This window comes from Hypericibacter adhaerens, assembly GCF_008728835.1.
In the GTDB taxonomy this organism is placed as follows: Bacteria; Pseudomonadota; Alphaproteobacteria; order Dongiales; family Dongiaceae; genus Hypericibacter; species Hypericibacter adhaerens.
Window position 1 is genome coordinate 3,314,126 of record NZ_CP042582.1, and the last position, 12,774, is coordinate 3,326,899.

8 protein-coding genes are annotated in these 12,774 nt (G+C 67.6%); 1 reads left to right on the plus strand and 7 read right to left on the minus strand.

The annotated features are described in order from the left end of the window. Positions 1-61: 61 nt before the first annotated feature. The 4 genes from FRZ61_RS14560 to FRZ61_RS14575 all read right to left on the minus strand — a co-directional run bounded on the left by FRZ61_RS14560 (position 62) and on the right by FRZ61_RS14575 (position 8,029). Positions 62-457, minus strand: a complete 396-nt coding sequence (locus FRZ61_RS14560; RefSeq protein ID WP_151120830.1) for a toxin-antitoxin system YwqK family antitoxin — start codon at positions 455-457, stop codon at positions 62-64. 106 nt (positions 458-563) lie between these two features. Beyond that, on the minus strand, positions 564-5,021 hold the full coding sequence (locus FRZ61_RS14565) for a translocation/assembly module TamB domain-containing protein (protein WP_151118418.1): 4,458 nt from the start codon (positions 5,019-5,021) through the stop codon (positions 564-566). Between the two features lie 12 nt (positions 5,022-5,033). After that, positions 5,034-6,821, minus strand: a complete 1,788-nt coding sequence (locus FRZ61_RS14570) for an autotransporter assembly complex protein TamA (protein WP_151118419.1) — start codon at positions 6,819-6,821, stop codon at positions 5,034-5,036. Positions 6,822-6,823: 2 nt separating this feature from the next. Further along, positions 6,824-8,029: an aromatic ring-hydroxylating oxygenase subunit alpha gene (locus FRZ61_RS14575; protein WP_191909028.1), complete on the minus strand. Its 1,206-nt coding sequence runs from the start codon at positions 8,027-8,029 to the stop codon at positions 6,824-6,826. A 523-nt stretch (positions 8,030-8,552) separates the two neighbouring features. Here FRZ61_RS14575 and leuA point away from each other — a divergent pair. Then, positions 8,553-10,232: a 2-isopropylmalate synthase gene (gene leuA / locus FRZ61_RS14580; RefSeq protein WP_151118421.1), complete on the plus strand. Its 1,680-nt coding sequence runs from the start codon at positions 8,553-8,555 to the stop codon at positions 10,230-10,232. Positions 10,233-10,375: 143 nt separating this feature from the next. Here leuA and FRZ61_RS14585 read toward each other — a convergent pair whose 3' ends face one another. Genes FRZ61_RS14585 through FRZ61_RS14595 form a run of 3 tightly spaced genes read right to left on the minus strand, consistent with a single transcriptional unit; the run spans position 10,376 to position 12,749 of the window. After that, on the minus strand, positions 10,376-11,602 hold the full coding sequence (locus FRZ61_RS14585; RefSeq protein WP_151118422.1) for a beta-ketoacyl-ACP synthase: 1,227 nt from the start codon (positions 11,600-11,602) through the stop codon (positions 10,376-10,378). Beyond that, positions 11,602-12,327 (minus strand): 3-oxoacyl-ACP reductase FabG, encoded by a 726-nt coding sequence (fabG, locus tag FRZ61_RS14590; RefSeq protein ID WP_151118423.1) that lies wholly within the window; start codon positions 12,325-12,327, stop codon positions 11,602-11,604. The genes FRZ61_RS14585 and fabG overlap by 1 nt, the downstream gene beginning before the upstream one ends. Beyond that, positions 12,324-12,749: an ApeP family dehydratase gene (locus FRZ61_RS14595; protein ID WP_225308814.1), complete on the minus strand. Its 426-nt coding sequence runs from the start codon at positions 12,747-12,749 to the stop codon at positions 12,324-12,326. The genes fabG and FRZ61_RS14595 overlap by 4 nt, the downstream gene beginning before the upstream one ends. Positions 12,750-12,774: the final 25 nt, after the last annotated feature.

The window sequence follows — 12,774 nt, forward strand, 5'->3', positions numbered from 1 at the left end:
GAGCCTCTCGCCTGTGAATCGAACGGAGCGATCTTGCGCCGGGGCTGCTGCCATCGTGCTGTCAGGAGACGCGGGGGCCTGAGCCGGGACTCCCGTCGGAATCTTCGGTGATCAGCTTGCCGGTTTCATCGAACCACTGATAGGTGCCGATCCTGGCCCCGTCCTTGTACCGGCCGGCTTCGCGCGGCTTCCCGTTCGGCCAGAAGCTGCGGTACTCGCCGTCGAGCCGGCCCTCGAAATAGCTGCTCTCGATATAAAGCCGCCCGTCGTCGAACCAGACCAGACAGCGGCCGTGGAGCTTCCCGCGGCTGAACTCCGCCATGCCGATCTGAATCCCCGTCTTCGACCAGATCCGCCGCGTGCCATGCGGCTGGCCGTCGACCATCTCGGTCTCCTCGACGAAACCGCCGGCTTCGTCGGTGCGGCGGCGGATTTCGGTTTTGGACTCTTGGCACATAGCGGTCTCGCTTTGTCACGCCACCCCTGCCGTCATCCCCGCGAAAGCGGTGACCCACGTCAAAGCCCCGTGACCCGAATCAATGGCTCATGTTGGGGTGCGTCGTCTAATAGTCCAGCCGCCAATCGAGCCCGATCTGGCTCGAGCGTCCGACGCTGCTATAGCCGGTGAGGCCGCGCAGGATATCGACCTCGACCTTGGCGCGGCTGGTATCCGCCGAGGTGCCCTGCTCCACGCCGACGAAGACGCCGGGGGCCACATACTTGCCGCCGCTCACCGTGGGGCCCGTATCCTCGGTCTTGGTCGCAGGCCGGTTGGGATCGCTCGAGATCGGCGCGTTCGGGTTGGTCGAGGCCGCGCCGATATCGAGCCGGTCGAGCCCGATCGTGTCGCGCAGCCGGTCGAGGATGCCGGGTCCGCCATTGGCGAGATTGTTGGCGGCCAGGGCCAGTTGCGCGCCCTGGGCCGGCGTGATCTGGCTGGTCTCGCGCCCGAACAGCACCCGCGACAGAACCTCGTCCTGCGGCAATTGCGGGGTCGAGCTCAACGTCAGGTTCGGCGAGGTCGGGCTGCCGGTCAGGTTCGCCTGGGCGACGATGTCGCTCGCCCTGTATTCGGCCAGCACTTCCATGCGCGGCTCGTCGATCCGGCCGGAGGGAAAGGTGATGACGCCGCGCCGGATCGTGAAACTCTTGCCGAGAAGATCGATCGTGCCGCGCACGGTCTGCAGCTTCCCGCCGATCTCGGGACGATCGCTGTCGCCGGTGAGCTTGATCCGGCCGCGCCATTCGCTGTCGAGGCCATGGCCGCGCACGAAAGTCTGGCCGGGCACTGTCACGGTCAGGTCGAGCGCCACCCGCGGTCCCGGCTTGCGCTGGGCCGCCTGGCGGCGTGCCTCGGCGAGCCGTTGCGCCGTCGAATGCGGATCCCGGCTGTCGATCACCACGACATCGAGTGTGCGGACGTTGGGCGGCAGCCTGTCGGGAATGCGGAACTCGGCGCGCGGGATCGTGAGATTGGCCGTGAGTTTCGGCTCGGCCAGGCTGCCCTCGACCCCGACATCGCCATCGGCGGTCACGCGCGCCGTGTCGCTGTTGGCCACGCGCAGGCTTGCCAGATGCGCCTTGAAATCGAGCAGGGGAGCCGGCCGGGCCGCGAGATCGATGCCGCCCGTGGCCGAGAGGTTGCCGCCTTGCGCATCCTGGGCCGAGAACCGGGTCAGATTGAGACGCGCCTGGTCCCCTTGGAGCGTCGCCTCGATGTTCCTGAGCTCGGTGCCATAGTCCTGGTTGAGATAGCGGCCTCCGCTGACCGAGAGCTGCCCGCCGGCCTCGGGAGCCGCGCGCGTGCCCGTGACCGTGAGGGCGACCTTGTACTGGCCCGAGAGCCGGTCCTCGCCCAGGGCCAGAAGCTCCACAAACCCCTCGAGGCGCCCTTCGCCGTCGAGCTTGATGGACAACGGCCGTTGCGAGGGAATGATCTCCGCACCCGAAGCGGTCAGATCCAGCGGCACCTGCCCGGTCAGCGTCAGGAGCTTGGCATCGGGCATCGAGGCCTGGCCCTCGAGCGCCAGTTGGCCCGCGCCTGGCGCCAACGACAGATCGAAATCCAGGGGCGGAATGCTGGAAGCCTCCGGATCCGTGATCTTGAGGTCGCGGCCGGCGATCGTCACCTTGCCGGCCGGTGCCGCGAGCGAGCCGGAAAGATCGGCCGCCAGATCGAGCGTGCCGGCCATGGGGCGTTCGAGAAACCGTCCAGCGACCTCGAGCGGCAGTTTCTGGGCGTCGAGCTTGAGCATGAGGCGATCCTTGCCCATCGCCGCATCGCCGGTGACATGGCCGCCCGCCAGGTCGAGATCGAGACCGATCACCCGAGTCTCGACCGCGCCCAGCGCCAGGGTCGCCGGCTGGAGCAGCTTCGCCTCGTCCTGGTCGAGCTTGCCGGAAAAGCGCGACAGCAGGATCGACTGGCTGTCCTTGCCTTTCGACCAGCCGCCGGCGAGATCGAGGGTCAAGGGCAGGCGGCGCTGCTGATCGCCCTCCTCCCCGAGCAGCATCTCGCCCCCGGCCTGGCCATCGAAATCGATCGCGCTGTCGGAGTGGATGTCGGCATCGGCATGGACCCGGCTGAAGCGCAGGTTGCCGCCACCGACTCCGGCCGCATCGAACGCCACCGTGCCGGCAGGATCGTTCATCAGGTTGCGCGCCCTGCCCTGGAGCTTGAGCTGGGAGAGCAGGATGGTGTCTTCGGCCGTGCCGATCTTGACGTCGCTGCCGGTGAGATTGAACTCGGCGATCTGGCCGTCTTTGGGGATCAGGTTGACGCTGGTGGTGGCGCTGCCGGCGAGCGTGATGCCCGCGACGGAGGAAAAGGGCTGCAGATCGGGAAAGGTGCCGGCGAGCTTGCCCGTCGCCAGGTCACGATCGGTGTCGTAATCGACGTCGCCGGTAAGCCGGCCGCCGCCGGCGCTCAATGCCAGCTTGCGGAGGGAAAGAATGTCGTCGGGCGGCAGCGCATAGCCGGTATCGAGCTTGGCCGGCATGCCGGCGAGGTCGAACACGGCCGAGATCGTGCCGGAAAGATCGTTGATATCGGCGACCGAGATCTGCGCCGTCAGCCTCTTGATCGGCACATTCTCGATCGCCATGTCGCGGCCCTCGATCAGGGCCTGCAGGGAAGGATGGGCCAGGCTGCCGCCGAGATCGCCGGTCACGGTGGCGTCGCCACGGATCGCGACGCGGATGGCCGGCGCCAGGGGCTCGAGCCTCGGCATGCGGGCGACGATCCGGCCGCTCAGCGCATCGCTCGCGACCGCATATTCCGCGTTGCCGGTGAGGGTCGCCGCCGCCGCCGCGACATTGAGATTGGAGATCGCGATCCGGCCGTCGGGCTCACGCGTCGCAACCGCGTCGATCGCCACCGAGGGCCCGAGAACGACGTCCACGGCCTGGATGCCGATACCGAAATTCTCGGTGCTCCCCTTGAGCGTCGCGGTGACCTTTCCATCGGTGCCGGTCGCCACCTCGCCGCCGAGCGAAACATGGCCATGCAGGCGCGGCAGCTTCACCAGCGCGCCAAAGGCCGCGATTTCCGCGACATCGAGCGAGAACCCGCCATTGGCGCCGTCGGGCGCGAACCGACCCTGCGCCGTCAAATCGAGCCCCGCGCCCTTGGCGCTCGCGTGGTCGAGGACGAGGCTCTGAGAGGCGGGCGTCACCTTGCCCGCGAGCGACCAGTCGACGCTGTCGCCCAGCCCCGCGGGCAAGGGCGCGCCCTCCTGGGTCAGGCCCGTCAGCCGGCCCTGGCCGTCGATCTGCCAACCAGTCTCTTCCCGGTCGATCGCTCCATCGGGCGTCAATGCCATCGCGGCGTCGAGATGCGCGATCCCGAACCCCTCGGCGTCGAGCCGGTCGCCGGTCAGGACGGCGTGGAGGATGGGCTTCGTCGTGCTGCCTTCAACCGTGAGGTCGAGCTGCCCGTTCCCCGCCAGCGCAGATCCCAGCAAGCCCTCCGCGGCCTTGAGGTCGGGCAAGGTCACCTTGGCGGTGCCGGCCAGGTCCTGCGTCGCATTGTTCAGCCGGGCGGAAGCGGCGAGATCGAAGGCCACGCCCGTCACCGACAGGCTTTCGAGCGTGACGACATCGCCATCGAGGGCCGCCCGCGCGGCGAAACGGAGGCGCTCGCCCAGCAAAGGCTGCATCGAGGCCGGCGCCAGGTCCTGCTGCGTGGCACTCCCATCGAGCGTGAGACGCAGGCCCTGCCCTTGGGTCAGGCCGAGGTCGCTCTCGATCGAGGCCAGCTTGCCGACGCTGCCGGTGAGCTTTCCCTGCCAGGAGGAGAGCGGACCCGTACCGGCCAGCGCCACTGTCAGCGGTTGCGGCTCCGCTCGGTTGAGGAGGCGCGCCATGAGCTGGCCGGTGGGTTCGCTCGCATCGAGCTTGAGATCGAGGATGGCCGGGTTGCCCGACACGGTCATGGCCAGGCGTGCCTGACCCGGCGTGCCGTCGGTCCGCGCCAGGTCGAGATGAAGGTTGGCGGTCTCGCCCCCCAGTGCCGCCTGGCCCGAGAAGGTCAGCGCCGCGGGCTCGCCCAGGACCGGCTCGGCAAGAGCAAGCTGGTCGATCGCAAGTTTGTCGATCGTGAGAGCCACCGGCAGCTTCGGCAGCGACAGATCGATGCCGGCGCTCGGCTTCTGCGGCTCGCTGGCCGTTTCCGGCATGCGCGAGACCGCGACGCGCGCCACGGTCAGAGCACGGATCGCCAGCTCCCGATGCCAGAGGGCCGAGCCGTCGATCGCGATCTGTGCCCGGTCGATCTCGAGCCAGGGGCCGGTCCGGTCGCTGACGGTGATCCGGTCGACGGTCAGATCGAAGGGCACGGAGCCGGCGAGGCCCTCGATCGCGACCGTGCTGTCTGGTGAGGACAGGACCTGCGCCAGCCTGCCGGCAAGCCACTGTTTGCCGGCGTCGCTCTGCAGGAACAGGAATCCGCCCGCCAGCGCGACGACGAGGACCGCGAAGACGGCGCCCAGACCGATCAGGATGCGACGCAGCGTGCGCTTCATGGAGTCTTGCGGTCAGAAAGCCTGCCCAAGGCTGATATAGAACTGGAACGGGTCGTCGCTCTTGCGCTTGTCGAGCGGGAAGGCGATGTCGAAACGCAGCGGGCCGATCGGGCTGTAATAGCGTACGCCCACACCGGTGCCCCAGAAAAGCCCCTCGCTGGGGTCCGGATAGCTGGTGTCGAACACGCTGCCGCCTTCGAAAAAGGTCACGAAACCGATGGTATCCGTGATCTTGGTCCTGAGCTCGATCCCCGTCTCCAGCGACGAGATGCCGCCGCGCGGATTGTTGCGTGAATCCAGCGGTCCCGCCTGCTGGTAACCATAACCGCGCACCGAACCGCCGCCGCCGGCATAGAGCCGCAGATCGCGGGGCAATTCGCCGAGCGAGACCCCGTCGAGGGAGCCGACATTGGCGAAACCGGCGAGCACGAAACGGTCGCTGTCGCCCAGCTTCTGATAGCCGCTGGCGGTGCCGCGCAGGCCGAGGAAATCGAGGCCCGTGCCGTCGATCGAGTGATAGGGCGTGACCGTGAGTCCCAGCCGGGTGCCTTCGGTCGGGTTGAGCAGGTCGTCCGTATCGTCGCGCCGGATGAAGATCGGCCAGTCCAGCACCGTATAGTCCTCGGGGCCCCGGTCGTCGCGCACATGCGCCTGCTGGTATTCCATGCCGGCGCCGCCGGTGAGGATCGAATCGAAATGGTAGATCAGGCCGGTGAAGGCCGTGGCGCGCCGGCTGTCATAGGCATCCGACTGCTCCTCGGTGAGCGCGATCTGCGAGCGCAGATCGAGATCGCGCATCAGGAAATCCGGCCGCACGAACTCGGCCAGCCCCCCCAGCTGCTCCGTCCCGATCCGCCCCTCGATATGGAGGCTCTCGCCCTCGCCGAAGAGGTTGCGATGCTCCCAGAAGGCGCGGGCGCCGGGTCCGAGGCTCGAATCGTAATAGACGCCGCCGCCGATCGTGCGCTGGCGGCGCTCGCCGAGATCGATCTTCATGGCGATGCGGCCATCCTCGCCGACGCTCTCGGCCGGCGTCACCCGCACCGTGCCGAAGAGATTGCTGTCGATGAGCGCCTTCTGCGTGGCCTGCAGCTTGCGGCTGTCATAGAGATCGCCTTCCGCCCAGGCGATGCGGCGCTCGACATAGGCCCGGTCGACGGTCTGGAGGCCGTTGATCTCGGTCGCGCCGAAGGCGGCCGGCGGACCCGGATCGAGCTTGTAGGTCACATGCATGCTGTGGTCGGCCTTGTCGATCACCGTCTCGCGGCCGGTGCTCTTCGCGAGCGGATAGCCGTTCTCGGTGCAGCGCAGGACGAGGCGCGTCTCCGCATCGAGGATCATCGAGGCTTCGGCCCGGGCGCCGATCTCCAGGCCGAGGCTCGCGGGCGCGAAATCGACGCCGGCCGGAAGCTCGGTCCCTTCCGCGGGCTCGATCTTCACCTCGCGCAGCCGATAGGGCTCGCCGGCCTCGACATTCACCAGCACGCGCCAGGGCGTCGCGGTCTTGTCGATCTCGTAGGTCACGACCGCGTCGTAATAGCCGGCCGAGTTCATGACGGCGCGGAGACGGTCCATGTCGGCATTGGCGCGCCGGCGCAAGGCCGCCTCGCTGTCGGTCGGCCCGTCCTCGAACGCCACCAGCTGCGAGACCTGCTTCAGCAGGTCCTTGAGCTTGCTGCTCTCGACCCCGGCAAAGCGCGTCCCGTAGGGAATGGATGTCTCTTCCGCAAAGGCCGGCGCGGCCGCCCCGCCCAAGGCCAGGAAAGCCAGGAGGATCAGGGCTGCGAGCCGGAGGCCCACCCTCAGGGCACCGGGAGGAAATCGAGCAGCTGGCGTTGGAAGAAGGTCATCGGCGCCTCCCAGCGGGAGAGCGGGCCGATCTCGGCCACCCCGGATTCCAGCCCCTCCTGCACCGCTTCGCAGGCATAGATGTCCTCCAGCATCACCAGGTCGGATTTCAGCGGGTGGGTGCCGGCGAGATCGATCGGCTCCTCGGGAATCCGGCCCTTGGCGCGGATGACATAGGGCGGCAGGTCCGTGATCTCGGCCATGTCGGAGCCGGCCCGGTCGAGCGCCTCGGGCATCACCCGCATACGGCTATGAACGATCGATTCCGCGGGGCCGACCGGCACGACATGGAAGGTGCTCCAGCTCGTCGCCGTCTCGAACAAGGCGACGTTCGGGAAGAGCCAGTAATAGGCGGCGCCATAGGTCCCCGGCACGCCCTCGACGGGCGGCACCGGCCCCCGGTCGTGACTGATGCCCGGCTTCAAAGGCCGGTAGAACGCGACATGGCGGCCGGCCGGCTCCCAGCGCTGCCGCGTGAAATCGCCGTCCGCCAGCGAGATGCGGTGCAGCAGCGGCAGGTGATAGCCGTCGATGAAGTTCTCGGTGACGATCTTCCAGTTGGCCTTGATCCGATAGCTGATGTCGGAGACCTCGATCAGGCGCTCGGGATCGTGCGTGCCGGTCTGAGCCGGATCGTGCAGGTCGCTGTCGTGCCGGCGCGGCACATCGGCGAGCCAGCGCTCGAACGGCTCGGCCTCCGGATCCGGATTCACGAAGACGAGATTCTTCCAGATGCCGACCCGGGCCGGCTTCAGGCCCAGGCAGCTCTTGTCGACTTCGGGGAACTGGCTGCGCTCGAAGGCGATGGCGCTGAGCGCGCCCGACAGGTCGTAGGTCCAGCGGTGATAGAAGCAGACGATGGTGCCGCCGAGATTGCCCTGCCCCTCCTCGAGCAGACGGGCGCCGCGATGGCGGCAGACATTGTGGAAGGCCCGGATCGCGCCCTTGTCGTCGCGCAACACGATCAGCGCGTTGCCGCCCAGGCGCTGGCAGCGATAGTCGCCGGCCTTCGCGAAATCCTCGGTCATGCCCGCGAAGACCCAGGACCGGCTGAAGAGCTCGCGTTGCTCGCGCTGGAACCAGTCGGCGGAGATATAGGCCTCGACCGGAAGGAGCTGGCGGGCTTCGGCCGGCGACGGGATCAGGCTTTCTGGCGACATGCGAACGAACCGGATGGCTCCGGCTTCCCCCTGGGATCGAGCGACAACACGCAGCAGGGCTCGTCGCCGGGCCCCGATCAGCGTCCGCGAAGCCCGGCAGAAACCGTTTCCATACAAACACATAAGTCCCGGCCGGAGAAAGGGGGCTGAGGCGCCGGCCTGGAGCATAAAACGGGCCGATTCCAAGGCTTTGGTTGACAGGGCCCCGGCCGGTCGCCATCTTTCCGGCCATGACCCACCGCGCGGCAACCCTTCTGCGACTTCTGAACCCGGCCTCCTGAGAGGGGTCGGGACGTCGTCGTTTCGGGTTGTCTTGCTGCCGGTGCTGTCATGGTCACGGATCCAGGATCCGCCTTTTCTCCCTCCCCCGCGTTGATCTCTCGCCCGGACGTTGTCGCCCGGGGCGAACTCCTGCTGCGACTTCGCCGCGGTCGTCGGGACTGACGGCAGCCCGGCGGCCGTAACGCGTGCCGTATTCGCCCTTTTCGACGAATACATCCTTTCGCGAGCGGAGTTCGCAGCCATGATCAAGAATCCCGAGACCAAATACCGACCTTTCGCCAGCGTCGATCTGCCCGATCGGACCTGGCCTTCGAAGCGCATCACCCAGCCGCCGCGGTGGCTCTCGACCGACTTGCGCGACGGCAACCAGTCGCTGATCGATCCCATGGACGGGCAGAAGAAGCGCCGCTTCTTCGATCTCCTGGTCAAGGCGGGCTTCAAGGAGATCGAGGTCGCCTTCCCCTCGGCGTCGCAGACCGATTTCGATTTCGTCCGCAGCCTGATCGAGCAGAAGGCGATCCCCGACGACGTCATCATCCAGGTGCTGACGCAGTCGCGCGAGGACCTGATCAAGCGCAGCTTCGAATCCCTGCGCGGCGCCAAGCAGGCGATCGTCCATCTCTACAACGCCACCTCGCCGGTCTTCCGCCGCGTGGTGTTCGGCATGGAGAAGGCCGACGTGATCAAGCTCGCCGTCAGCGGCGCCAAGACCATCCTGGCCGAGAGCCGCAAGCAGCCCGAGACCGACTGGAGCTTCGAATACAGCCCCGAGACCTTCACCGGAACGGAGCTCGACTTCGCGGTCGAGGTCTGCGAGGCGGTGCTCGATGTCTGGCAGCCGACGCCCGACCATCCGGCGATCCTCAACCTGCCGGCCACGGTCGAGATGTCGACGCCCAACACCTATGCCGATCAGATCGAGTGGTTCTGCCGCCGGCTCTCGCGGCGCGACAGCGTGATCGTCAGCGTGCATCCGCACAACGACCGCGGCACCGGCGTGGCCGCGGCCGAGCTCGCGGTCATGGCGGGCGCCGACCGGGTCGAAGGCTGCCTCTTCGGCAATGGCGAGCGCACGGGCAACGTCGACTTGGTGACCCTGGCGCTCAATCTCTACACCCAGGGCATCGATCCCAAGCTCGATTTCTCCGACATGCGCGAGGTCGTGCAGACGGTCGAACATTGCAACCAGATCGAAGTCCATCCGCGTCACCCTTACGCCGGCGAGCTGGTCTTCACCGCCTTCTCGGGATCCCATCAGGATGCGATCAAGAAGGGCTTCGCCGCGCAGGAGCAGCGCAATGACGGGATCTGGGAGGTGCCCTACCTGCCGATCGATCCGGCCGATGTCGGCTGCTCCTACGAAGCGGTGATCCGCGTCAACAGCCAGTCCGGCAAGGGCGGCGTCGCCTGGATCCTCGAGCAGGACAAGGGGCTCCAGCTGCCGCGCCGGCTCCAGATCGAATTCAGCCGCGTGGTCCAGGGCATCGCCGACAAGACCAGCCGGGAGCTCAGCGCGGGCGACATCTGGACCGCGTTCCGGGACACCTATTGTCTCGAAGGCCCGCAGCCCTTCGAGCTGCTCGATTATTCCAGCAGCGCGACGCGGCGCGACAGCCATGAGCACCGCTTCACCGGCCGCATCGCCTATGGCGGCAAGGAGCAATCGGTCGCGGGCAAGGGGAACGGCCTGATCTCGAGCGTGCTCGACGCGCTCAAGGCCGGCTGGGGCATCGAGCTCGACGTCATGGATTATCACGAGCATGCCCTCACCAAGGGCGCCCGCTCGCAGGCCGCCGCCTATGTCGAATGCCGCGCCGCCAACGGCCGGACCATCTTCGGCGTCGGCATCGACGGCGACATCGCCACCGCCTCGGTCAAGGCGGTGCTCAGCGCCGCCAACGGCACGACGCGGGCGAACTGAGCTGCCCTACGGCGTATGCCGCATCATACACCGTGCAACGGCACCCCTCCCCCTACCCCCTCCCGCAAGGGGAGGGGGCGAGAAACTGAAACATCAAGCCCCCTCCCCTTGCGGGAGGGGGTAGGGGGAGGGTCTTCAATCCCTCACACCCGCTTGACGATCAGCGCCGTGTTGATGCCGCCGAAGGCGAAGTTCGTCGACATGAAATGCTCGACGGCGAGCGCGCGGGGTTCCTTCATCACGTAATCGAGCGCGGCACAGCGCTCGTCCGGCTGCTCGAGATTGGCGGTCGGCACGAACCAGCCGTCGCGCATCATCTCGATGCCGAGCCAGGCCTCGATCGCGCCGCAGGCGCCGAGCGAATGGCCGAAATGGCCCTTGAGCGAATGGATCGGGACCCGCGAGCCGAACACGCCCTGGGTCGCCGTCGTCTCGGCGATGTCGCCCCACTCGGTCGCCGTGCCATGGCCGTTGACGATGCCGATCGCGTCGGGGGCGAGCCCCGCATCCTCGAGCGCCAGGCGCATCGCACCCTGCATGGTCTCGGCCTGCGGCTGCGTGACATGGTTGCCGTCCGAATTGCAGCCGAAGCCGACGATCTCGGCATGGATGCGGGCGCCGCGCGCTCGTGCCTGCTCGTACTCCTCGAGCACGAAGCTCGCCGCTCCCTCCCCGATCACCAACCCGTCCCGGTCGCGGTCATAGGGCCGCGGCGTCCGCTGCGGCTCGCCATTGCGCGTGCTGGTCGCGTAGAGCGTGTCGAAGACCGCGGCATCGGTGATGTCGAGCTCCTCGGCGCCGCCGCCGATCATGATGTCGGCCCGGCCCCAGCGGATCGATTCATAGGCATAGCCGATGCCCTGGCTGCCCGAGGTGCAGGCGCTCGAGGTGGGGATGAAACGGCCCGTCAGCCCGAAGAAGGTGCCGATATTCACCGCCGCCGTGTGCGCCATCATCTGGATATAGCTGGTCGCGTTGAGATGGCGCGACACGCCGGCCTTCTTCAGCTCGTAGAAGCCCAGCACCGCATCGGGGCTGCCGAAGGAGGAGCCGTAGGCGATGCCGGTTCGGATCGACTTCACCCGCGGGTCGCCCAGCAGCCCCGCATCCGCCAGGGCCCGCTCGGTCGCATAGACCGCGAGCTGCGAAACGCGGCCCATGGTCCGCGTCTTCTTGCGCGGATAGCGGTCCTCGACCGAGAAATCCAGGATCGGCGCCGCGAGGCGCGTATTGACCCCGGTAAAGCGGTTCCATTCCTCCATGAAGCGCACGCCGGTACGGCCGGCGGCGAAGGCAGCGCGGATGATGGGCCAGTCTTCGCCCAGCGCCGTCACGCCGCCCATGCCGGTCACGACGACGCGCCGGCCCATCAGATCATGCCTCCATTGACCGAGATGACCTGGCGCGTGATGTAGGCGGCCTCGTCCGAGCAGAGGAAGGCCACGGCCGCGGCGACTTCCTCGGGGCGGCCCATGCGCCGCAGCGGCACGACCTTGAGGATCTCCTCGGTCGGCAGGTCCTCGGTCATCGCCGTCTCGATCAGGCCGGGCGCCACGCAATTGACGGTGATGGCGCGCTTGGCGAGTTCGATCGCCAGCGACTTGACGGCGCCGACGATGCCGGCCTTGGCGGCCGCGTAATTGACCTGGCCGCGATTGCCGATCAGGCCGGAGACGGAGGAAAGCGCCACGATGCGCCCGCCCTTGCGCGCCGAGACCATGGGCATCACCAGCGGGTGCAGGATGTTGAAGAAGCCGTCGAGATTGGTGGTCAGGACCTGGTCCCAGTCCGTCTCGCTCAAAGCCGGGAAGGCGCCGTCGCGGGTGATGCCGGCATTGAGGACGGCGCCGTAATAGGGGCCGTGCTGATCGAGATCGGTTTCCAGCCGCTCCCGGCATTGCGCGCGGTCGGCGACATCGCAGCTCAGCAACCGCCCCTGCGAATTCGCGGCCTGGATGGCGGCCAGTGTCTCCTCGGCGCCGGCCCGGTCCTTGCCGTAATGGACGACGATGTGAAATCCGTCCTGGGCCAGGCGGATCGCGATGGCGCGGCCGATGCCCTTGCTGGCACCGGTCACGAGGATCGTACGGCTCATCCTGCGGCTCCCATCCCGTCTTCCGACATTCCCGGCAGCGCCGCGCCCGGCTGCAGCAGATAGACGCTCAATTGCGCCGAGGCCAGCTCGCGGCCTTCGCATTCGACGCGGCAATCGAACATGCCGAGCATGCCGTCACGGAAGAGTTCCTGGATCTTTATCAGAAGATCCCGGCCCGGCTCAAACCAGCCCACACTCGCGGCATAGCGCCGGGTGCCGAGCAGCAGCCCGATCCGCACCGGCTCGCCGGCCGCGACCGCTTCCAGTCCGGCATAGGCACCGCAGGCCTGGGCCATATATTCGATGCCCACATAGGACGGCACGCCCCTGTCGGAATCGAAGAACGGGATTCCCGGACGGATGGAGACGAGCGCTTCGAGCCGGCCCTCCTCCCACCCTTGCACCTTGTCGATCAGCACCATCGGCGGCTTGTGCGGCAGGAGCTCG

Excerpts from the sequence above, each read along its gene's own strand:
- fabG (WP_151118423.1), bottom strand. The coding sequence starts at position 12,327 with ATGAGCCGTACGATCCTCGTGACCGGTGCCAGCAAGGGCATCGGCCGC.
- FRZ61_RS14565 (WP_151118418.1), bottom strand. The coding sequence starts at position 5,021 with ATGAAGCGCACGCTGCGTCGCATCCTGATCGGTCTGGGCGCCGTCTTC.
- leuA (WP_151118421.1), top strand. The coding sequence starts at position 8,553 with ATGATCAAGAATCCCGAGACCAAATACCGACCTTTCGCCAGCGTCGAT.
- FRZ61_RS14595 (WP_225308814.1), bottom strand. The coding sequence starts at position 12,749 with ATGGTGCTGATCGACAAGGTGCAAGGGTGGGAGGAGGGCCGGCTCGAA.
- FRZ61_RS14560 (WP_151120830.1), bottom strand. The coding sequence starts at position 457 with ATGTGCCAAGAGTCCAAAACCGAAATCCGCCGCCGCACCGACGAAGCC.
- FRZ61_RS14575 (WP_191909028.1), bottom strand. The coding sequence starts at position 8,029 with ATGTCGCCAGAAAGCCTGATCCCGTCGCCGGCCGAAGCCCGCCAGCTC.
- FRZ61_RS14585 (WP_151118422.1), bottom strand. The coding sequence starts at position 11,602 with ATGGGCCGGCGCGTCGTCGTGACCGGCATGGGCGGCGTGACGGCGCTG.